The organism is Providencia sp. (assembly GCF_040396775.1).
GTDB lineage: Bacteria > Pseudomonadota > Gammaproteobacteria > Enterobacterales > Enterobacteriaceae > Providencia.
The window spans coordinates 113,267-133,161 of sequence record NZ_JBEBNT010000005.1 but is presented as its reverse complement, the minus strand read 5'-3'; the positions used below and the strand labels follow the sequence as shown (position 1 = coordinate 133,161).

At 42.3% G+C, this 19,895-nt stretch carries 19 protein-coding genes and 1 pseudogene; 8 read left to right on the top strand and 12 right to left on the bottom strand.

Annotation, left to right across the window (positions count from 1 at the left end; all coding sequences use genetic code 11):
- The first annotated feature begins 75 nt into the window (after nucleotides 1-75).
- The 5 genes from ABWP91_RS08335 to ABWP91_RS08315 all read left to right on the top strand — a co-directional run bounded on the left by ABWP91_RS08335 (nucleotide 76) and on the right by ABWP91_RS08315 (nucleotide 6,083).
- Nucleotides 76-945 carry a helix-turn-helix transcriptional regulator gene (locus ABWP91_RS08335; protein WP_353242883.1) on the top strand — a complete coding sequence of 290 codons (870 nt, stop codon included), beginning with the start codon at nucleotides 76-78 and terminating at the stop codon, nucleotides 943-945.
- Between the two features lie 108 nt (nucleotides 946-1,053).
- Nucleotides 1,054-3,195, top strand: coding sequence for a TonB-dependent siderophore receptor (locus ABWP91_RS08330; RefSeq protein WP_353242882.1), 2,142 nt, complete (start codon nucleotides 1,054-1,056; stop codon nucleotides 3,193-3,195).
- On the top strand, nucleotides 3,195-3,446 hold the full coding sequence (locus ABWP91_RS08325) for a hypothetical protein (protein ID WP_353242881.1): 252 nt from the start codon (nucleotides 3,195-3,197) through the stop codon (nucleotides 3,444-3,446). The genes ABWP91_RS08330 and ABWP91_RS08325 overlap by 1 nt, the downstream gene beginning before the upstream one ends.
- The gene (locus ABWP91_RS08320; RefSeq protein WP_353242880.1) at nucleotides 3,443-4,858 is read left to right on the top strand and encodes a PepSY-associated TM helix domain-containing protein; all 1,416 of its coding nucleotides are present in this window, start codon (nucleotides 3,443-3,445) and stop codon (nucleotides 4,856-4,858) included. Before ABWP91_RS08325 ends, ABWP91_RS08320 begins: the two co-directional genes overlap by 4 nt.
- Before the next feature lies 1 nt (nucleotide 4,859).
- Nucleotides 4,860-6,083, top strand: coding sequence for a RhtX/FptX family siderophore transporter (locus ABWP91_RS08315; protein ID WP_353242879.1), 1,224 nt, complete (start codon nucleotides 4,860-4,862; stop codon nucleotides 6,081-6,083).
- A 51-nt stretch (nucleotides 6,084-6,134) separates the two neighbouring features.
- On the opposite strand, the gene ABWP91_RS08310 is transcribed toward ABWP91_RS08315, so the two are convergent.
- From ABWP91_RS08310 to ABWP91_RS08295, 4 genes are read right to left on the bottom strand one after another with little or no spacing between them, the layout of a single operon-like run.
- The gene (locus ABWP91_RS08310; protein WP_353242878.1) at nucleotides 6,135-6,530 is read right to left on the bottom strand and encodes a hypothetical protein; all 396 of its coding nucleotides are present in this window, start codon (nucleotides 6,528-6,530) and stop codon (nucleotides 6,135-6,137) included.
- Nucleotides 6,527-7,069 (bottom strand): LemA family protein, encoded by a 543-nt coding sequence (locus tag ABWP91_RS08305; protein WP_353242877.1) that lies wholly within the window; start codon nucleotides 7,067-7,069, stop codon nucleotides 6,527-6,529. Before ABWP91_RS08305 ends, ABWP91_RS08310 begins: the two co-directional genes overlap by 4 nt.
- Nucleotide 7,070: 1 nt before the next feature.
- A complete protein-coding gene (locus ABWP91_RS08300) occupies nucleotides 7,071-8,111 on the bottom strand; it encodes a hypothetical protein (RefSeq protein ID WP_353242876.1) in 1,041 nt (346 codons plus the stop codon).
- A gap of 20 nt (nucleotides 8,112-8,131) precedes the next feature.
- Nucleotides 8,132-8,689, bottom strand: a complete 558-nt coding sequence (locus tag ABWP91_RS08295) for a LemA family protein (RefSeq protein ID WP_353242875.1) — start codon at nucleotides 8,687-8,689, stop codon at nucleotides 8,132-8,134.
- Between the two features lie 455 nt (nucleotides 8,690-9,144).
- Here ABWP91_RS08295 and ABWP91_RS08290 point away from each other — a divergent pair.
- The 3 genes and pseudogenes from ABWP91_RS08290 to ABWP91_RS08280 all read left to right on the top strand — a co-directional run bounded on the left by ABWP91_RS08290 (nucleotide 9,145) and on the right by ABWP91_RS08280 (nucleotide 12,291).
- Nucleotides 9,145-10,097 (top strand): annotated as a pseudogene (locus ABWP91_RS08290) (L-tyrosine/L-tryptophan isonitrile synthase family protein).
- Nucleotides 10,098-10,122: 25 nt separating this feature from the next.
- Complete coding sequence (locus ABWP91_RS08285) at nucleotides 10,123-10,977, top strand: TauD/TfdA dioxygenase family protein (protein ID WP_353242874.1); 855 nt, start codon at nucleotides 10,123-10,125, stop codon at nucleotides 10,975-10,977.
- Nucleotides 10,978-11,013: 36 nt separating this feature from the next.
- A complete protein-coding gene (locus ABWP91_RS08280) occupies nucleotides 11,014-12,291 on the top strand; it encodes a glycosyltransferase (RefSeq protein WP_353242873.1) in 1,278 nt (425 codons plus the stop codon).
- A 112-nt stretch (nucleotides 12,292-12,403) separates the two neighbouring features.
- Here ABWP91_RS08280 and ABWP91_RS08275 read toward each other — a convergent pair whose 3' ends face one another.
- From ABWP91_RS08275 to ABWP91_RS08240, 8 genes are all read right to left on the bottom strand, one after another.
- Complete coding sequence (locus ABWP91_RS08275) at nucleotides 12,404-12,667, bottom strand: helix-turn-helix domain-containing protein (protein ID WP_353242872.1); 264 nt, start codon at nucleotides 12,665-12,667, stop codon at nucleotides 12,404-12,406.
- A 62-nt stretch (nucleotides 12,668-12,729) separates the two neighbouring features.
- Nucleotides 12,730-14,076 (bottom strand): O-antigen ligase domain-containing protein, encoded by a 1,347-nt coding sequence (locus tag ABWP91_RS08270; RefSeq protein ID WP_353242871.1) that lies wholly within the window; start codon nucleotides 14,074-14,076, stop codon nucleotides 12,730-12,732.
- A 76-nt stretch (nucleotides 14,077-14,152) separates the two neighbouring features.
- A complete protein-coding gene (locus ABWP91_RS08265) occupies nucleotides 14,153-15,208 on the bottom strand; it encodes an MrpH family fimbial adhesin (protein WP_353242870.1) in 1,056 nt (351 codons plus the stop codon).
- 14 nt (nucleotides 15,209-15,222) lie between these two features.
- Nucleotides 15,223-15,732, bottom strand: coding sequence for a fimbrial protein (locus ABWP91_RS08260; protein ID WP_353242869.1), 510 nt, complete (start codon nucleotides 15,730-15,732; stop codon nucleotides 15,223-15,225).
- A gap of 11 nt (nucleotides 15,733-15,743) precedes the next feature.
- Nucleotides 15,744-16,271 (bottom strand): fimbrial protein, encoded by a 528-nt coding sequence (locus tag ABWP91_RS08255; RefSeq protein WP_353242868.1) that lies wholly within the window; start codon nucleotides 16,269-16,271, stop codon nucleotides 15,744-15,746.
- Complete coding sequence (locus ABWP91_RS08250; RefSeq protein WP_353242867.1) at nucleotides 16,264-16,614, bottom strand: hypothetical protein; 351 nt, start codon at nucleotides 16,612-16,614, stop codon at nucleotides 16,264-16,266. Before ABWP91_RS08250 ends, ABWP91_RS08255 begins: the two co-directional genes overlap by 8 nt.
- Before the next feature lie 28 nt (nucleotides 16,615-16,642).
- Complete coding sequence (locus ABWP91_RS08245) at nucleotides 16,643-17,371, bottom strand: fimbrial biogenesis chaperone (RefSeq protein ID WP_353242866.1); 729 nt, start codon at nucleotides 17,369-17,371, stop codon at nucleotides 16,643-16,645.
- A gap of 13 nt (nucleotides 17,372-17,384) precedes the next feature.
- On the bottom strand, nucleotides 17,385-19,874 hold the full coding sequence (locus tag ABWP91_RS08240; RefSeq protein WP_353242865.1) for a fimbria/pilus outer membrane usher protein: 2,490 nt from the start codon (nucleotides 19,872-19,874) through the stop codon (nucleotides 17,385-17,387).
- Nucleotides 19,875-19,895: the final 21 nt, after the last annotated feature.

Below are 19,895 nucleotides of genomic sequence, written 5' to 3'. Positions count from 1 at the left end.
CGAATGATAATTATTGTTATTTTAATGTTTTTTTGCCAAGATAGCTGCATATTTGTTCACTTTACAAGAGCTACTATGTCGCAGCATATCGAAAAAACATTCGCTCAAGCTCACTCAACACAGGAAGAACACTGTGTTGGGGAGTTTATTCGCGTTCGCCGAGGGGAGTTTTTCATTAACCGCGATTTAGGGGTTGAGGAAGAACAAAGTGCAGGACTAAAAATTGTGGCTATCCACCAAGGTATGATGGCATGCCACAGCAGTGCAGGGCAGCGGGTGGATGTGAACTCGCCCTCATTGATTTTATCCAGCAGTGCAAACAGCTACCAGCTGAATAACCAGTTTTATAGCCAGCAGCCCATGAAGTACACCATGATTGATATTTCACCTCAATGGCTAGAGCTGCAACAACTCAAATTGCCGACATCTTGCTACCACCCCCACAAACCCAAATTATTACGCTTGTCGATACCGCCCAATGTGTTAGCAATGACGCACCAACTGTTTAGCCAGCCAATCCATTCGGCTGTTCGTCAGCTCTATTTAGGGGCAAAGGTCGCCGAAATTACAGCATTGTGCCTACATCATTCATTATCTCACCAAGACAGTCGCTCGTTGACCACATTGCGGCAAAGGGATATTGATAACTTGCATATGGCAAAAGACATATTGATTCAGGAAATGGAGTCTCCACCCAGTTTAGATGAATTAGCTAAGCGATTGGGGCTGAATACCCGCAAATTGACTCAAGGGTTTCGCCAGTTATTTGGTAATAGCATCTATGGCTGGTTGCAGGAATATCGGTTAGAAACTGCGTTTCAGTTGCTTAGCTTGAATGATGCCAATATTTCAACAGTCGCCTATCAAGTGGGTTATACCCCCGCACACTTCTCTGTCGCATTTCGCAAACGTTTTGGTATGTCCCCCAATCAACTTAAAAAATAGTAAATACCTCGCCGGAAAACCATAGACAAATTCCGGCGGTCGAAAGTATCCCCTGTCATTAATTGCTAAATTGATAACAATTATCATTTAACTTTTTAAGGGTAGGAAATGCTGTCCGTGTCTAACATCAAATCATTTGGGATCCCCCGTCTAACGCCTTGTGCGCTACTGTGTGCCACTGCAAGTTGGTCTTTGATGGCATATGCTGAGCCCACAGTACAACCTAAGCACGACGCCATTCAAGTGACGGCATCTTCGGCTTCAGATGATGACTATATCGAGCCTGGTGTTACGACCTTAGGCAAAATGACACTTAAGCCACGCGAAGTCGCTCAGTCAGTGAGTGTGATAGACCGAGAGCAAATAGAGAAACAGAATCTCCAAACTCTTGATGATGTTATGCAACGTGCTACAGGGGTGACCAGTGCGCCTTATGTGAAGCTGACCACCGCTTATTATGTGCGGGGTTTCCAAATCGATTCATTCGAAATTGATGGTGTGCCTGCACTTTTAGGGAATATGGCAAGCTCACCTCAAGATATGGCGGTGTATGAGCGCGTGGAAATTTTGCGTGGCTCAAATGGTTTATTGCATGGCATGGGAAACCCTGCGGCAACGGTCAATATGGTGCGTAAACACGCTCCGAAAGAGAACATGGCGAAATTGAGCCTTAGTGCGGGCAGCTGGGATCGCTACCGTGGTGAAGTGGATGTGGGCGGCTTGCTCAATGACTCAGGCTCCGTGCGCGGGCGCTTTGTCATGGCGTGGGAAGATAAAGATTATTTCTATGATGTGTCTGACCAACAAACTCGCCTGATGTACGGCACGGTCGATATTGACATCACCCCAGACACATTATTACGTATGGGCGCTCAGTTCCAAACTATTGATTCAGTGACCAATATGGCAGGTGTACCGATGGGGAAAGATGGCAGTGATTTGCATCTTCCACGTAAAACCTATTTGGATGTGGATTGGGATCGCTTTAAATGGGATACCTCACGCAGTTTTGCGGGCATTGAGCACCAGATTAATGACGACTGGCAATATAAGTTAAACGCTGAATATCAACATGTTAACGCACGTCTCTTATACGCGGGGGCATGGGGGAACATTGACCCAGTCACCGGTGATGGCGCGATGTTGATGGGTGGTGCTTATAAATTCCGTAATGAACAAACCAGTTTAGACACCAGCGTGAATGGCAAAGTAGATGCTTGGGGTTTAAAGCATGATGTCATCGTCGGCGCGAGCTATTCTCATGCCAGTGAAAAACAATACAGTGCCAGTCTCGACCCTGCGTTAAATGTCCCTGTGAACGTGTATCGCTGGGATCCACACAGTGTGCCGAAACCGAAAATTGGTGCCTATAGCTCAGCGGGTGCCACCAAAACCACCCAAAAAGGCGTATACGGTATGAGCCGCATTAAAGTGGTTGAGCCTGTCACGGTGATTGTTGGGGCGCGTGATAGCTGGTGGGACGTCAAAACACCAACGGCGAATTTCACAGAAAATGGCCGCATTACCCCTTATGGTGGGGTGATTTGGGACTTTGCACCGCAATGGTCTTGGTACAACAGCTACTCCACCGTGTACCAACCTCAAACAGGGAAAACATGGAGCGGTAAAATGCTCAAGCCTGTTGAAGGCCAAACCTTAGAGACGGGAATTAAAGGTTCCTTGCTAAATGGTAGCTTGAATTTATCGGGCGCTGTTTACCAAATCGATATCAAAAATAACCCACAAATTGACCCTGAGCACCCAACGGGCGGCTTTAATAACTATTTCATTAGTGGCGGGAAAGTGCGTAGCCAAGGCTTTGAACTTGAAGGTATTGGGTATATCACGCCATTCTGGGACTTATCTGTGGGCTATACCTATACCGACACGAAATACCGTGATGATAGCCAGCACAAAGGGGATTCTTACAACACCTTGACGCCTCGCCATATGTTACGTGTCTGGTCAAATTACGACCTCCCTTGGGATGAACGTAAGTGGAGCTTAGGCGGTGGTATGCAGGCACAAAGTGCGTATAGCACCAGCAATGGAAACGTGACCTTACGCCAAGGTGGCTACGCCATTTTCAATACGCGTCTAGGCTACCAAATTGATGAAACATGGTCAGCCGCGGTGAACGTGAACAACTTATTTGACCGTCGCTATTATTCAGGGCTGTTCTCCCCACAATGGAATAACCGCTATGGTGACCCACGGAATGTGATGTTCACCTTAAAGGCTGATTTTTAATGAAATTAGCGAGTGCCTTGTCAGTTGTAGGGACAATTATGGGCGGTGCCGTGCTATCGATGCTGATAGCACGCTTTTACCCGTCATTAGACCCACTTAACCGATTATATGCAGCTGTTTTTATTAGCAGTTTGGTCACGATGGGGCTATTAGTGTACAACCTAACAGCGCCATCTTGGCAGCGCGAGTTATTACGCAGCTATAGCTGGTGGCCGTTACCACTGGCATTTATGTTAGGAGGCGTAATATGAGCCTTCGTCAAACTCTAACTTTAACGCACCGTTTAGATGCGTTGCACCGTAGTGCAGGGGCATTTTTCGGCATTTTTTTATTTATCATTTTATTTAGCGGCTGTTGGAGTTTAGGCAGTGATGCATTGCGCTTATGGTGGAATGGCGCACCATTGTCAGGGCAAATATTACCGATGGATAGGCTAGTTGCTTTGCAGCCTGATACAAAAATGATCCAATTGCCCCAAGGGAATAACCCTGTTATCACCTTTTGCCAAGGCATGGGGCAGTGCGCTTCCAGCTTTAGCGCCATTACCGGTAAGCCAATCGAACAAAATACCCCCGCGATGTGGTTGGTCACACTGCATAAAAACCTCTTTCTTGATTTTCCCGGGCGTATTTTTCTCAGTTTATTTGGTTTTGCGTTGGCTGTTTTGCTGATCACGGGGTGGTTCATTCAACGCAAACGGATTGCTATGATGCTGCGTTTGCCGAGGCGAACAAGTTTACGGTTATTTTTTCATGATTTGCATAGTTGGCTGGGGCTTTGGTGTTACCCATGGCTGATTCTTTTTGCGTTGACTGGAGCACTGTCTGGATTAGGTGCCTTGGGCACGGTTTCATTGGCACAAAGGGCGGCACCTGAATCCCCCCAAATGATAATGAAAAACCTGATGGGCGGGTTTGATGCAATAGAAATCCCGACGGCTGTAGCTGAAAGCACGGTGGCATCCGTTATTGCGACGTTAGAGGAAATCGTACCGTCTTTTATTCCCCAAACCGTTGGGTTCCAAGGAGAAAAGTGGATTATTGGCGGGGTACGTGTAGGGCAGCTTTCCACTGCAAATTTTGAACAATACCAATTTGATAGCACCACAAAACAGCTTGTCGGTATACGCGATTCTGCCCAGCAAAGCGGGTGGACAAGGGCTTTTATTGCCGTCCAGCCTGTGCATTATGGGCAATACCAATGGTGGCCTCAAGGTGAAAACCTTGCCAGTACGTTGCATTTTATGGGGGGCATCGGTGCCTTGATATTAGTGTCGGCGGGGTTGGCCATGTGGTGTTGGCGGCGAATGGAGACGCTATCAGCGCGTTTCATTGTGGGGAGTTGTGGCGGGTTGCTATTGGCAAGTAGCCTTTTATTTGCACTGGCTCCGTGGCCTTTGTTGCTGTCATCCTCTTATTTTTTCCTGTGTTGGGCAGCCTGCTTGCTACTGTGTTTGCTGTATAAAAATGTACGCGCCAGTTTAGCCATGGTTTGTGTGTTATCGGCCAGCCTATTATTTGCCGCATTTATTGCTTCTTGGGTTTCCCATTTAACCCCATTTTCACGTATTGACCTCACTGTGTTGTGTAGCGCAGTGGGGCTGCTTATCAGTTTTTTCGGTTGTCAGACATTGTCATGCACAGTAAAACGTGTACGGAGTTAATATGAAAGATCTTTTACAAAATAAACAGTTAGTATTGACGCTCGGCCTGCTTTACCTTGCCCAAGGGATCCCGATGGGGATTGCGATGGACGCATTGCCAACTTTTTTACGCCATGATGGCGGGGAATTGAAAGTATTAGCGTTTTTACCGCTGGTGGGTTTGCCATGGGTGGTAAAATTTTTATGGGCATCATTTGTGGATAACCATTGGGGTAAAAAGCTTGGCCGTCGAAAAAGCTGGATCATTCCCATGCAAATTATTGTCACACTGGCGATGTTTGCGCTGAGCACAATAGGCTTATCCGTTGAAAATGCACTCCCTTGTGTGGTGTTGCTATTTGTTGCTTCACTGGCAAGTGCGACGCAGGACATTGCAACAGACGGAATGGCCGCGGAACAAGTCAGTGGCACGATGTTGTCAAAAATTAATGCGGTGCAGATTGCGGGTGTGATAGCTGGGTTCTTTATTGGCGGAGCCGGTTTAATGATCATGAGCGAAAGCTTAGGTCAGCATATGGCATTGGGGGTATTAGCCTGCGTGCCGTTACTCAGCTTATTATTCATCTCGTTGTGTCCTTTAAAAAATACCGTGGTAACCGCAAATTCGGACGAAAAAGCGAGCTTATTCAACACGTTTAAGCGCCGTGGGGCAACGCGTTTATTACTGTTGACCTTATTGTCTGCGGTGACGGCGGTTTCAGGGTTTGGGCTAGCGAAACTGTTTTTAAACGATGCTGGGTGGTCGTTGGCACAAATCGGCAAGATGGGGATGGCGGGAGGTATGGTCACCTTAGTGCTTGGCTGCGGCGGAGGGGCATGGTTGATTGGTAAGATTGGCGTTTGGCGTGCTTTTTCGTTTGGCTTATTGTTTGCGTTGATTTCCTCTTTATTGTGGATGTTGCAATCATTTAATGGGGTATCCATTAGCATGGTTGCACTGTGTATTACTTTTGGCTCATTATCTGCGGGAGTGACATCGGTCGCTATTATGACGGCAGGGATGCAATTTGCATCCCAATATCACCAAGCAGGAACAGACATGACGGCGGTACAAAGTACGCGGGATATTGGTGAACTCGTCAGTTCAATGATGTTAGTTGGGCTGACGGCTGCGGTTGGTTATTCAGGTGGCTTTATTTTAGGGGCGTTAATCGCCTTAGTGGCACTTTTTGTGACGTTTTCACATTATCGTTATGTGCAACGTTTGGAAACAGAGCAAGCTTAAACCTGTAAAATAATTGGACAGAGCAAGAGAGCCTTGCTCTGTTTTTGTATGTTATTTGCTTTTAGATTTTTTCTGTTTATTTTTGATTTCATTGTTAGCTTTGTCTACGGCTTTATTGAAGTAGCTATTTAAATAATTTTGGTTGGTTAAGAAAAACAGCAAACAACTGCCAACAATCACCAGCCAGATTAGTTGGAATTTAATGGTTTCTTCAAGGCCAAACAATAACATTAAAGGGATCATGACAATCATGCTGATAAAAACAGAGCAAAACAACGAGCCTGCCACATAGCCTGACAGTTTTTTTAGCCCCAATACATTGAGAATAATTAAGCTGACAATAGACGCAAACAGAGTGCCAAATGTGGCAAACATGATAATAATTCCCGCCTCTTGATTTAATAACCAATCGGTAAAACCCAGCCAAGAAAAAGGGATGCTAATCATGATGTAGACTCCTGTTGACCATACAGCAAAGGGATATCCTTAAAGCGAAATAACACAGCAAAAATCAGATTGGGGAATAGATGGATATCCGTATTGTAGAGCGTAACGGTTTGGTTAAAGAACTCACGGCGGTCAGCGATTTGGTCTTCAACGAGTTTTGCTTGTTTTTGCAATTCTAATAGCGCCGATTTACTGATGAGCTGCGGGTATTTCTCCGCAATGGCAATTAATGGTTTTATTTTAGGGGCGATGTGATTTGCTGTATCGACCTTGCTTTCTATTTTTGTATTGTCTAGATAGCGTTGTCGGCTCTGAATTAATTCACTAAATAGCTGCTTTTCGTGCGCCATGGCTTGGTCTGCAACTTGGGTCAGCGCAGGCAATAATTCCACCTGTTTTTTTAATAACACATCAATATTGGCGAACGCTTTATAGCAGTTATTTCTTAAGAAAATAATGTTGTTATAAGTGTTCACCAAATAACGTAAAAAAATAAAACCGACGATCCCGATGATGAGAAAGAAAATAACTTTTTCCATATTAGTCATCACCTAGCCATGAAATTTGGTCGAAATGCATACGTAATTGACCATTTTGGTAATCCATTGGCGTGATAATAATCGTTCCAATCAGTAAAAGTGCAGCAATAACGGTGAGCGCTAAATTACGGCGCAAAGGCCGTGCTTTGTTCCAACTGACTACGAAATCTGAGGGTGAAACACCCAGCAATAAATGCGGAGCTTTGCGAATAATAATGGGTTTACCGTTCTCATCAGAATCAACGGTACCGATTAATAAATAATTAGTTTTGGGCTCTAAAATATATTCAGTATAACGGCGATTGCCGTTTTCTCTGTCGATGTGTGCTGATAACCCTGGGTAGACAAAATATTCAGGGTCACACTCAACGTTGATTGAACCCGTGTCATCAGTCAACGTAAAGTGATGCATGCGTTTTTTACTGTTTTGCAGCGTATAACTTTTTTTGCCATCTTTATCTTTGGAAACGGAATATTCAAAATAAAATGAGCCATAGCAGCTTTTATTGCCCAATTCACTTTTGATTTCTGTGCCAGACGTGATCTTCCCTTCAACTTCCACTAACCCTATGGCAACGGAACGTATTTTTGAGGTGGCTAAGTTCTTTTGGAATTTTAAAAAACGTTTGGTGGGGGTGCTTTCAATAAATTTAAAAACAAAGGTGAGGACAAATGCGAGGAAAAATATACGCATGTCGATAAAAAAGCCTGCCATTAAACAGGTGGCTAATAATGTTCCCACCACAACTTTAACGAACGCAGCAAATTTCGATGAGCCTTCATTTTGCATCCGTTGGTAGGCCTGAATACCCGATTCTGTGATCCTAACCAAATGGTGGGAAACAAAAAAGGTAATCACCATCACAACAACGTAATACAGGATGCTCGGGTAATCCCCCTGAGTCGGGGAGATAGACACCCACATACCACAGGCCATGCTAAAAAAGGGAATGATGCCCCAAGTAACTTTTTTATTTATCGAAAATTGCTTATCAAGAAATAAAATTAACGCACCGACTGCGGCACCTAATAAAAAATACATTTTTGTTCACCCAGTGAAGGCTATTTGAATTGAACACCATGGTATTGTTTTTCGTCCTCGGCAATTTCCAATAAGGGTAATTGCGTAAAACGAAATGCATTGGCAATAATGCTGTCAGGGAACATTTGGATTGCCGTATTGTATTCGGTTGTTGCGTCATTAAAGCCTTCACGGCGTTGAGCTATTTTATTTTCCACATCACTTAAGGCGATTTGCAATTGGGTAAATTGTTCGCCTGAAATTAGCGTTGGGTAATTTTCTGCGATAGCGATAATACTGCGTAGAGCGCTGCTCATCTCATTCGATGCAGTAATTTTTTCATTTAACCCTTTGGCATTAAAGTAGCTTTGGCGTGCGTCACTTAATGAGGTAAATAATATTTTTTCATGCTCCATCGCTTTTTCAGTGATGGTGACAAGTTGAGGGATCTGGTCTGCTCGCTGCTTTAAAATCACATCGATATTGGCAAACTGGTTGCTGACTTGGTTACGTGTACTAATTAGGCGGTTATAGATAGAAATTCCCCAGCCGACTAAAAGTAATAGCGCAATAAATACCACGATAAGGGTGATTGTCATATTCGAGCCTTTTAACCAGAAAATGGTGCGAGTTTAGGATTTGAGCTTAAACGTATAAGAGGGCGATAAATTATGCAATCAGAAAAGGGATAGTTTGTTGGGTTGATGATATGCAGGCAAACATCTAAAGCAGTGGGGTACCTAAAATGCATATTAAAAAGATAAACGGGCTCTTGAAGACTAAACGTCAGCCGAGGTTCTGAGTGACGCATTTTGTGGTGAGTATTGATAAACATTCGTGCTAATTCGGCGTGTATGAGATGCTCATTCTAATTTATTAGATATAGATGTAATTTTATTATTTAGTTTTTATTCCTTTATTTGTTTTTTATGAAGTATGAAATTATTTTTTAATGATTAAACTAGATGTACTTTTTCTATTATTGGAATTATTAATCATAAATGTTGATACATGATTCTATTTTAATTAGTAATATCTAGGTTAAGGTATGGTTATGCATTTTTTAGAAATGGAAAATATATCAAAAAAAATTTTAGATGAACTATTGAAATATCGTAGATACTTTACCGATAGTATTCAATTTATTGATGAGGAAATGGTTTCAAAGGTACAACTCCCTCGTATTCGTGCCTTTGTGGAGCAAGGGCGAAAATTGTATTTATTTTACCTGCATTTCCTTTTAAATCGCCTAACCCAAAGAAAGTTATAGGGAAAAAACCAGACATGGGAGAGAGACTATCATTGGTTTTTTTGAATGACCTTTGCCGGAAAATACAATGTATTTATTCGCCAGGTGCGGAAATTATCATTTGTTCTGATGGGCATGTTTTTTGTGATCTAATTTGTGTTGATGATGATTCGGTTAATAATTACCAGATTGAAATGGCTAATTTATTAAGGGAATTGAATTTGTCACATCTTTCATTATTTAACTTATATGATTCTGATCTGTTAGAAATACATGCTTTCGGCGATTATGAGAAACTGAGGGAATTATTAATTGAGTTTTATGGTAGACCTATTGATGATATAAGATGTGAGCTTAAAGAAACGGAAAGTGGGATATCCTTATATAGGGCAATTACTCGGTTTCTTTATGAAGATAGCTTGCTGCCTGATCACACAGATTCTAAGACGGCTCTACAAAAGCGAGCTCGTCAGCTTGCCGTTGCTGTTATTCAGCGCAGCCAAGCATGGAGCGAACTTCTATCCGCCTCGTTTCCAACTGCCATCCGCCTTTCTATTCATCCGCAGCCTGCTGAAAGTTTAAAAATAGGCATTCATATGATGCCAACAAAGGATAATTGGCTAACACCTTGGCATGGTGTTGCTGTCAATATAAATGGTCAATTTACATTAATGAAGAATGAAACTGCGCAAAAAATGAATGGAAAGCTTATTGATGTTTTTGGTCAGCCTAGCCATTACGAAATTGAAATAGCTTAAGAATTATTAAATATAGAGAAAATAGATGAATATTGATTCCCTTAACAACCAAATTGAACTTATTAAGCCTTTTGGCTTATTGATAACATCGAATAAGGCATATCAAGATATTTCCGTACTCCCCATTAATCGATTACGACAATTAACGCGTGAACACGGATTGGTGATACTTCGTTATTTTCAATCTGGCTTTGCGAATACTCAAAAATTGGTGGCGTATTCTCAACAATGGGGGGAAATTATGATGTGGCCCTTTGGTGAAGTGTTAGATGTTCAAGAACAAGCGAACCCTTCAGATCATATTCTTGATAATGGCCATATTCCCTTACATTGGGATGGAATGTATCGGGAGACCGTACCCGAATTTCAAATTTTTCATTGCGTATTGGCCCCGATGGTAGGCCAAGGGGGCTGTACCACGTTCGTTAATACAGAAAAACTGATTAATGAATTGAATGATGACACTTGCACATTATGGAAAAATACGGTTATCACCTATAAAACAAAACAGGTCACACATTACGGTGGCGAGGTCACTTCGCCTCTCATTTGTTTACATCCAAATGGGCACAAATGGGTCATGCGATATAATGAGCCAATGAGAACAATAGATGAAAAATATTCAGAACATCATTCGTTATCTTTCAGTGGAATAGCCGTCGGGGAGCAAAACCACTTTAAACAGAACTTGAATAAGCTGTTATACGACCCTCAATATTGCTATGCCCATCAATGGGAAGCTGGGGATATATTAATGTGTGATAATTTTACCTTAATACATGGCCGTGACGCTTTTTTTTCTCAAGCACCTCGTCATATTCAACGTGTTCATATTCACAGCTCACCAATTTATGTTAATCCACATTTTTGTTGCCCATAAATTCTATGGGTTGATTCAATACTAAAAGGATCACAAATGAGCCGAATTGTTTTCGCTGCCATTGCTACGCCAGGGCATATTTTTCCTATTTTAACTATTGCTAAACATCTTATTGGGTTGCGTCATCAAGTGACTATTTTTAGTGGCGCAGTATTTCAGCCTTTAGCTGTAGAGATTGGTGCAAATTTTGTCGCATTTGATCAGCAAGTTGATGTGGATTACCGCCATTTAGGCGAATTTTTCCCTGAGAGAGACAAACTCTCCGCAGGTAATGAACAGATGGCACAAGGTTTAATGCAGTTTTTTGCAGGGCCTATTTCGATTTTATCCAAGCAATTAATGCAATTAATTAATGAAAATCGTGCAGAGTTGCTCGTTATTGATAATACATTTTATGCCGCTTTACCCTTACTACAACAAGCCGTTACGGAGCGTATACCTGTTGTTGCTATTGGCGTTACTCCACTCCCATGGCGTGCAAAAGATAGCGTATTTTGGGGGGCGAAGATACCTCCAGAACGACTACCTGTGGATTTAACTCGGGAGCAGCTTGTGGATGAGGCGACACAGGCATTAATTGATCAAGTTAGAGTGACATTTTCTCAAGCGATTGTTAAGTCTGGAGGAAAACCACTAAACAAGGAACATAACGAGGTATTAATTGAGGGGGTGGATTGTTACTTACAATTATCGACTCAGTCTTTTGAATTTTGCTATCCAGATATACCAGATCACGTCGAATTTATTGGCATGTTACCTGTAAAACTAGATAAAAATCATCTAAAAATAAATTGGACTGATGAAAAAGCGCCTTTAGTAATAGTGACACAAGGAACACTGGCGAATATTGATTTTAACCAGTTGGTTGTACCAACCTTGAATGCATTAGCACATTTACCTGTCCGTGTGCTTGCTGTGACTGGGGGGCGAAGTGCTTCTTTTGGGCGTAAAGGTATTCCTGCTAACGCACGTATTGTTGAATATATTGATTTTGAATATTGGTTACCTAAAGCATCCGTTTTCGTCACTAATGGTGGATATGGTTCATTGACCTCAGCTATCCGTCATGGCGTGCCGATGGTTATGGCAGGAGTTGGCGATGGAAAATTAGAGGCTATTTCTCGTGTTGTTCGTGCATGTTGTGGCATCAGCTTACAAACGGATTCGCCAAGTGAAAAACAATTACTTGAGGCAATAACTGAGATACTTTCATCACCGCTATGGCGCCAACAAGCACAAATAATGAAAGAAGACAGTGAATCCTATGATGCACTAATGAGCATTACATCGCATGTTAATCGTCTTTTAGTATAATAAAAAAAGAAAAACCTCATATTGAAGTGTCCAACTTTATGGGTCACTTCAGGGGAATATGTGGGCTAACACCTAAACTAGAATGATGTTAGCCATGCATATTGAAGAAACATTAAAAGAACTTATCTACAGTGGAGTCTATTTCAGAATAATTTTGTTCAAGGAAATAGTTTAAATCGCATTGTAGAATGTTAGCGAATATACAAAGTCGGCGAATTGTGAAGTTTTGCACGCCTCGCTCGTAACGGGATATTTGCTGTTGGCTTAACCCCGATTGTTTACCTAAATTGTCGCCAGTTAAGCCCATTTGTAAGCGACGCTTGCGCATTTTCTGCCCAATATAAGAATTTGAGATGTCTGTATGGTATTTTGTCATAATATAACTCTAATCAATTAATAATGAATCAAATCCGCGAGAGATAGCAGGTATATATTTAATTACCTCTCAAGGCTTGTTAATTCGATATCATTATTGGAATAAATATTATTATCTCCGTTAAATAAAGCTATCCCTACAATAAATACGCTAAGCCCAATAATCGATATCATAATGCTAAATAATTTTGATAAATTCCTGTTAATATAAAATAATGATTGTTCTTTTAATGAAAATGCGGAATCTGAAAAAGATAAAAATAATATAATAGTTCCCCAGTGTAATACCGATAAAAGAAACGGGTATTCAACATTGTTATGGATCACAATGGGAAATATGGCAATAATCATCGCTAATGAGTATCCATTACCGTTTTTTTTGTATTTAATAAACGATTGAAAAATAATGTAAATGCTCCCCGTTATCAGTAGTGCCATAAAAATTAAATTAATATTGCTACCTTTCATAATCCAAAGAAAAATCTCATTATGTGAATGCGGAACAATATATTGTTCTGAACTTAAAAATGGGAGCGGCGTTCTACCATAGCCATCTTTAGGGATTAACGAAGGGTCCCATATATCATCAGGTTGCTCTAAAAAGAGGGTAACCGAAAACCGTAACATCTGTTTCAAATGAAACTGGTTAATCACTTCAGTACTGATAAACTGTGGACATAACTTGATAAGATAAATACCAATAAACATTGCTACAGCCATAATAAAGTAGCTAGCAATTACCCTTAGCTGGTTCTTTTTGTAGAAAAGACACGCAAATATAAAAATGGCCACAATAAAACTTAACCATGTAGTGACGGATTGCAAGGTTACAAGTGTTAAGGTAAATAAAAAGATTGCGCAACCTAAAACAATCGCCCTTATATTTTCATACTTGGAATTTACTAAGGTAAACTGTGACAAAATAAGTGTCATCATCGAGAGTAAGCATGATGCCGCCACACTTACCGACAATATATTAATTTGTTGCGATAAACCATTTGACCGCATATCTGTTGCAAAATAAAAAATATCTGGCTGAGTAAAAAACTGGTAACCCGTCAAACATGCTTGAATAGCGGAAAATGCAATCGTGCAATAGATACAAAACGATTGTACTCGCCACCTATCTTTTATTTGCAGCCCAGTAATATAAAACAATACGCCAATGGTAATGCCAGACCAATACCAAAAAATTAATTCACTATTTATGTCATTTGAATAAGCAAGCCCTAATGCTAAAAAAATTAACGCAATAAAAAAGCAAATTGCAGGCACGGTAATCACAATTTTATTTTTTCGATAAAATACCGTAAATGAAACAGTCGAAATCAACATGGCAATAGCAAGCCAACTAATGATATTTTGTGGAAGTGATTGGCGTAAACTTCCTAAGCTATCAATGTAAATCAAGCTGGCTAAATGCCAAATAACAAATATACCAATAAATAATGAGCGAGATATCATAATCATAGTGCATTACCATGCATTAAATAAAGGTAGCGATTAGCCAAGCATTACCCTTGTAGTCTCCTGGTTCTGCATCTGAGCCCGAAAGCTGGCTCTCAATGCGAATGTTTTTGACTTTATCAATGGTTGTTTCGATGGTTTTACCACTTTGATTTGTTTGCTCGTCATAAAGCGTGACTTCTGAATAAATCGTATTATTGCCCGATTTTAGCGGAACGCGTTTTTCTGGATCTGAATCAGTGACATAATCTAATTTTAATTTTATTTTAACGGGCTGGACACGTTCACAAGTGTAAGTCACGGTGCGTGTTTCCTTACTGTTAAATTCATAGGCATCCAGTGTTTTATGGTCAATATTGAGATTATCAATGTTGGAGCGACAATTTGAGGGGTAATTAACCACCGATGTAGTGAGGTCTAGTTTCACACTAGACTTATCCGCAGGGACGTAAAGAGTTGGTGTACCATAATCTTGGAATAAACGGGTATAACCTGCAATCATTGCATTAGGGATAACAATTTTTCCATCGACAGGAATATCTTTAACATAAACCCTCACTTCAAATGGAAAATGTACAGTAAAGAAAGAAGTATCTAATGGCCCCATTTCCTCATTTGAACATCCGCGCCCTGAAATATTTCGCCACCCACTAGTGATACCGTTATCGGAATAAAGCGTAAAAAAAGTATTTGAGTTGATTTTATAGGCTGTTAACCCTTTAAGTGAAAACCCAGCTTCTGGCATATAAGCAAATACACGGTGATAAGCATAGCTCCAAGAGAGCCCTGCACTGTAGTTCCCCTCGAGGTAGTTAACCGTGCATTTAACTTGGCCAAATGGCTGTGAACTGGTGTCATCGATAACAATTCCTGTTTTATTGGGAGGGGCAATTAGAAAATATTCATTATTATCTGAGCCAATTGTTGGGGTACTCGCAACAACCGAATTGTTTGAAACTAAATTCATTTTATAACCACCGCCAGCACCTGAGTAGCGGGTGGCCTGCGCATGTAGGCTGCTTAAACACAGGGGTAATAATAAAAGTAATTGCGAATAAATTCTTAACATTTTCATACGGTTTCCCACTATTACAGGTAATCAACCATCACCGATAAGGCCGCGCTAAATGGCCCTGCGGTCAGGTTTTCTACGGCTTGGTTAGTCACCAGTTGTGACTGAATAACGATTTTCCCTGTGTCTCCACTGACGGTGGGGGCGATCCTTTCCCATTTATTTAAGTTCAATGCCGTGCTTTTATTTTCTTCTGAGAAACGAATACCCAACCCATTAATTGAGGTCGCCAGTACCGTTTCGTTATTGACGGTCAGGGTATTGCCTTCCCTTGGCGAAAGGTAAACCTGCAAATTTTTACGCAGTTCACATTGCTTAATCAAAATACCAAACGATCGTTTTTCTTCCGTTAATCTATCTAAGGCGACTTCTTGGAAATTGATAAACAGTTCTTTTTCACCATCTTCTGCCGTTAACACACAAGGTGGTCGCACTAATTTGGCCGACAGTGATACCAGTACATCGGCTTGAGTACCGAAGGAAATCAATAGCCCCATGAAAGGGAAGATAAAACGTGTCAGTTTCATGTTCATTCGCCTTATTGATAATCCAGGTTGAACGTCACGGTCGAGGCAAACCCACCCGTTTTTAGACGTGCGTTAAAGGGCTTTTGTGCATACACCCCAAACGACAGGGTATTCACTGACCCCTTACCAGATACAGTGACGGTGCTGACATCGATTTGGGTATTCAGGTCGAGTTCTTTGCCGTTACTATCCGTAAGCGCCAATAACACATTGGACTCACCGGTTGTTTTAAGGTAGTTAATGCCATTGTGTACTTCGGTGTTTTGGGTGTTTAAGGTAATTTTGATGGTTTTATTTAATGCCATCTCGGAACAATCCACGATATCAAGCTGAAAAGGCTGCATATCAGAGCGCCCTAAGGTTTCGAGGGATGAAAAGCGCAGCCCAGAAAGATATATTTTTTTCTGTGCATCATCATCACTGAGGCGACAGCCCAACGGCACGAGTACGCCTTCAAAATACACTGTGAGGCTGTTGGCAAAACTGCTATTCGCCGTAAGGAATAAAAGGCTAAATAAAAAGATTGTGTACTTAGTCATAATTTATTTCCAAACGTTGAGCCGCTTTATTGGCAGGAAGCGATAACACGAAGGCGTTATTACGCTGGGGTTGTGAGAATACATATTTTTGCGTGCCTAGTTTCAAGGTAAAAGGAACCCAAGCGTGCTGTTGTGTCACTTGACGACAACGGGAAAAATTCATTTCCAATTGATAGGTCTGTGCAAGTAACGTGTTTTCATTTAATTTCAATGAAATAGCAGGTAGACAAGGCGCAGTCACAATACGTGCGTTGACATAGACGGTGCCCGTTGTGACAGGCGCTGTGGATTTTGCAAACGAGGGAATTGCAAAGACCCAGAGCGCGAAGTAACCTAATTTCATTGTCCTGCTCCTATCCATTTTTGATATCTTATTCTGTGACACGGCACTGTGACGCTTGGCACTTGAATGCCAGTGACGGCTTCCCGCCATAATCATTAATATAGGTCAGGTAAGGGGTTGAAAACTTGACCGATTTAATGACTTGGTTCGATTTTGGTGGCACCATAATGGCTTCAAAATCACTCTCTTCCGATTGCTTTTGGCTATTGCCAATCCCAATCACCGTGATATAAAACGGTGTGGGGTTATTCAACGTGTAGCCCGTGCCCGTAGGTGTTAGCGTGATGTGTTTCGGCCAATCTGTTTTACTTTGCGCCACAATACTTTCTGGGCGATAAAACAGTTTGACGCGGCTTTGTAATGCAATTTGCAACACACCCGCTTCGGATGATTTCGGCGGAATTTCACGCAGGTTGTAATAAAACAGCGATTCTCTGTCTTGGGGTAATTTCGCCACGTCAGGTGCGGTACTTAAACGCACTAAGCTGGTGGATTTGGGCTCCATACGTTGAATCGGCGGAGTGGCAATAATCGGGCCCGTTTCGAGTTTTTGCTCTGACGCATTTTCTAACCATGATTGTGCCAAGTAAGGCAGTTCTGGGTTGTCATTGCGGATAGTAATGTTGATAGAGGATTGATTACCATCAAAAATAATCCGCGTACGGTCAAGCGTGACAGCAGCTTGAGCGGTGCTCAAGACGCTGACCGTGAGTGTCAATGCGGTAGTCAACTGTAAAAAAGGGCGGTTCAATTTCATCTTAGTTCTCTTCTTAACGGCAAATGATAGTGGGGTAAACGTCCTGAGGGTTAATCACGTCAGGAACGTGTGCACTGCACTGAAGTTTGTTTCCCCAATAGATATTTAATAATTCTTTGGCTCGAATGCCGACAATCCATGTAATGCCTTGTTCGCCGACAATGCCGAGCTCAATATTGCTGCTATTACGGACGCTGGCACCAAACGGGGGGTAGCTGTTATCGGCGAGTTTTAAGCGCGCAAAGGTTTTTTCACCTTGAATGACATTTAGGCTGCGATAGCCAATAGCACCGCGGGTTAGTGTGGCATCTGCAACGGTCTCTAACGCTTCCACATCCTTTGGTAACTTGCTGGTATTAATCGATGCGCTGGTTTTCCGGTAACTGCTCACATTCGGTAATACGGCAAGGCCAAAGTGGTTCGTTTGATACACGCCACCACTGAGCGGTACATTTGATGCCCCCGGCGTTTCGACGACGAGGCGCGTGCCCCCATAGGCCGCTTGGTGCATGGCGATCCCTTCTTTAATTAAGGTGATGCCGCCATTAATTGAGCCCCCTACACTGTGGTATTCATTGGGCACATAGCTGGCATTCCCTGAAATAGAGGCATACGGCAGGTTTTGGCTTAAATAGCCGCTGAAGCTGGTTTGGTCATTTTGGTTACTCCCTGTTTGGTAGCCTACATTCAAGTTATAGCTACGCTGATCGCTGTACCCGCTGTAGCCCACATTGTGAGTTGAGCTATGGTTGCCATTTTGATCCCGTGTGTAACCTTCCGAAAAGCTAAAACTACTGCCTTGAGATAATGGAATAGTAAAATATAAGCTGACAGCATCATCTTGGTAGCCGGCTCTTTTTGAACGAGTTGCCGATGCGGTGAGGTTAATATTTTTCAGTCCTACTGCCGCCCAATTCAACAGGGTGCTCAGGTATAAGCTGTACTGTTCTTCGGTTTCGCTATTCCAATAAGTGTTGTATTGGTAGTTGCCCCCCAACGAGAAATCATCAAAATATTTGTTGATATTCACTTGGTAGCTTTCTTTTTGTGCTTGGGCTTCATTGCCTGTGCGGCGTTCATCCAAGGTTTGTTGCAAGGAGCGGTAGGTTTCATCTGAGAAACGGTACCCTGCGAACGTGATATCCGTTCTGGCCTCGTCAAACGATTTGGAATAACTGAGGCGGTAGCTTCGCCCGGTTAATGTTTTATCGATTAACTGCGCATGTGACTGCGTGGCATCAAAGGAAAGGCTGCCAAAGGTAAACAAGTCACGGCCAAAACCTGCTGAAAAGGCTTGGTAGTTTTTCGATAAAACCGACCCGCCATAGACAGACCACAGGTTATTTAACCCGTAGGACAACTCGCCTGAAGCCGTTAAATCCCCTTCGAGTTCACGACCGTTAAAACGCGGTTTCCCTGCGGCAAATTTATAGCGGATTTGCCCCGGCCGGGTTAAGTAAGGTAACGCCGCGGTGGTAATACTAAATTGCTGTTCTTCGCCGTTTTCTTCACGTACCGTGACATCGAGCGTCCCGCGAATGGAGCTGTCGAGTGTTTGGATACGAAATGGCCCCGCCGGCACGGTGGTTTCTAACACAATACGGTTATGGCTTTTGACAATCACCGTCGCATTGGTCTGGGCGATACCAATAATTTCAGGGGCATACCCCGTTAATTTGGGCGGCATCATATTTTCATCGGTTTCAAGGGAAATACCGGTGTACTGCCAAGAATCAAAAATAGCGGAGTAAAAATAGTTTTCACCCAGCGTTACAATAGACGCGATGGATTTTATCGAGCGATACGCAAAGAGTCGGCTAAAGGCAACATCACTGTATTGGTTTTCAAAGCTCCCCGTGGATTTACGGTAGTTGGCTTGGTAATCGCCGCGTAAGCGCCATGCGCCGATATTCAGCCCTGTGGTTCCGTTGGCGGAAAGATACGACTCGCGTGAACCTGAATTTCTGCGCGTTAAAGAACCCGTTAGGTTGTAATCCAATAAAAAACCATTCACCCCTTCTTCCCAACGGGAAGGGGGCACCCAACTGGGGTCGGTGTATTCCAAATAGCTTTGTGGAATTAAAATGGAGAGCGTGAGTGTGGATAAGTCCACATTTAAGGATGCCCCCTCAAGCGCGGATAAATCCAAGCATTTTCCATCCTCACGGTATTGGACTAATTGGATAGCATCCGATGTTAGCCCTAAACGGTCCAGAATATTGGACGGCACACACACGGTGCTGAATAAGTGACTTTGTTGGGATTGTGGTGCAGTCACCGTAATATCTTGTGCATTGCCCACACTCTCATTATTCACTTTGACCGTTAAATGATATGTGCCAGGCATAATAAATCCGGCCTGAGAAAACTGGCTAAAATCAATATTCTGTGTGTCTTCGGTATCTAACATATCCGTATTAAATTCGACCGCATAAGCGATTGACGAAATCGACGATAAAAAAGATGTCACAATAAGGTAGGAATAAATATTAAGTTTAACCATGATTTTTTCATCAAATTAATT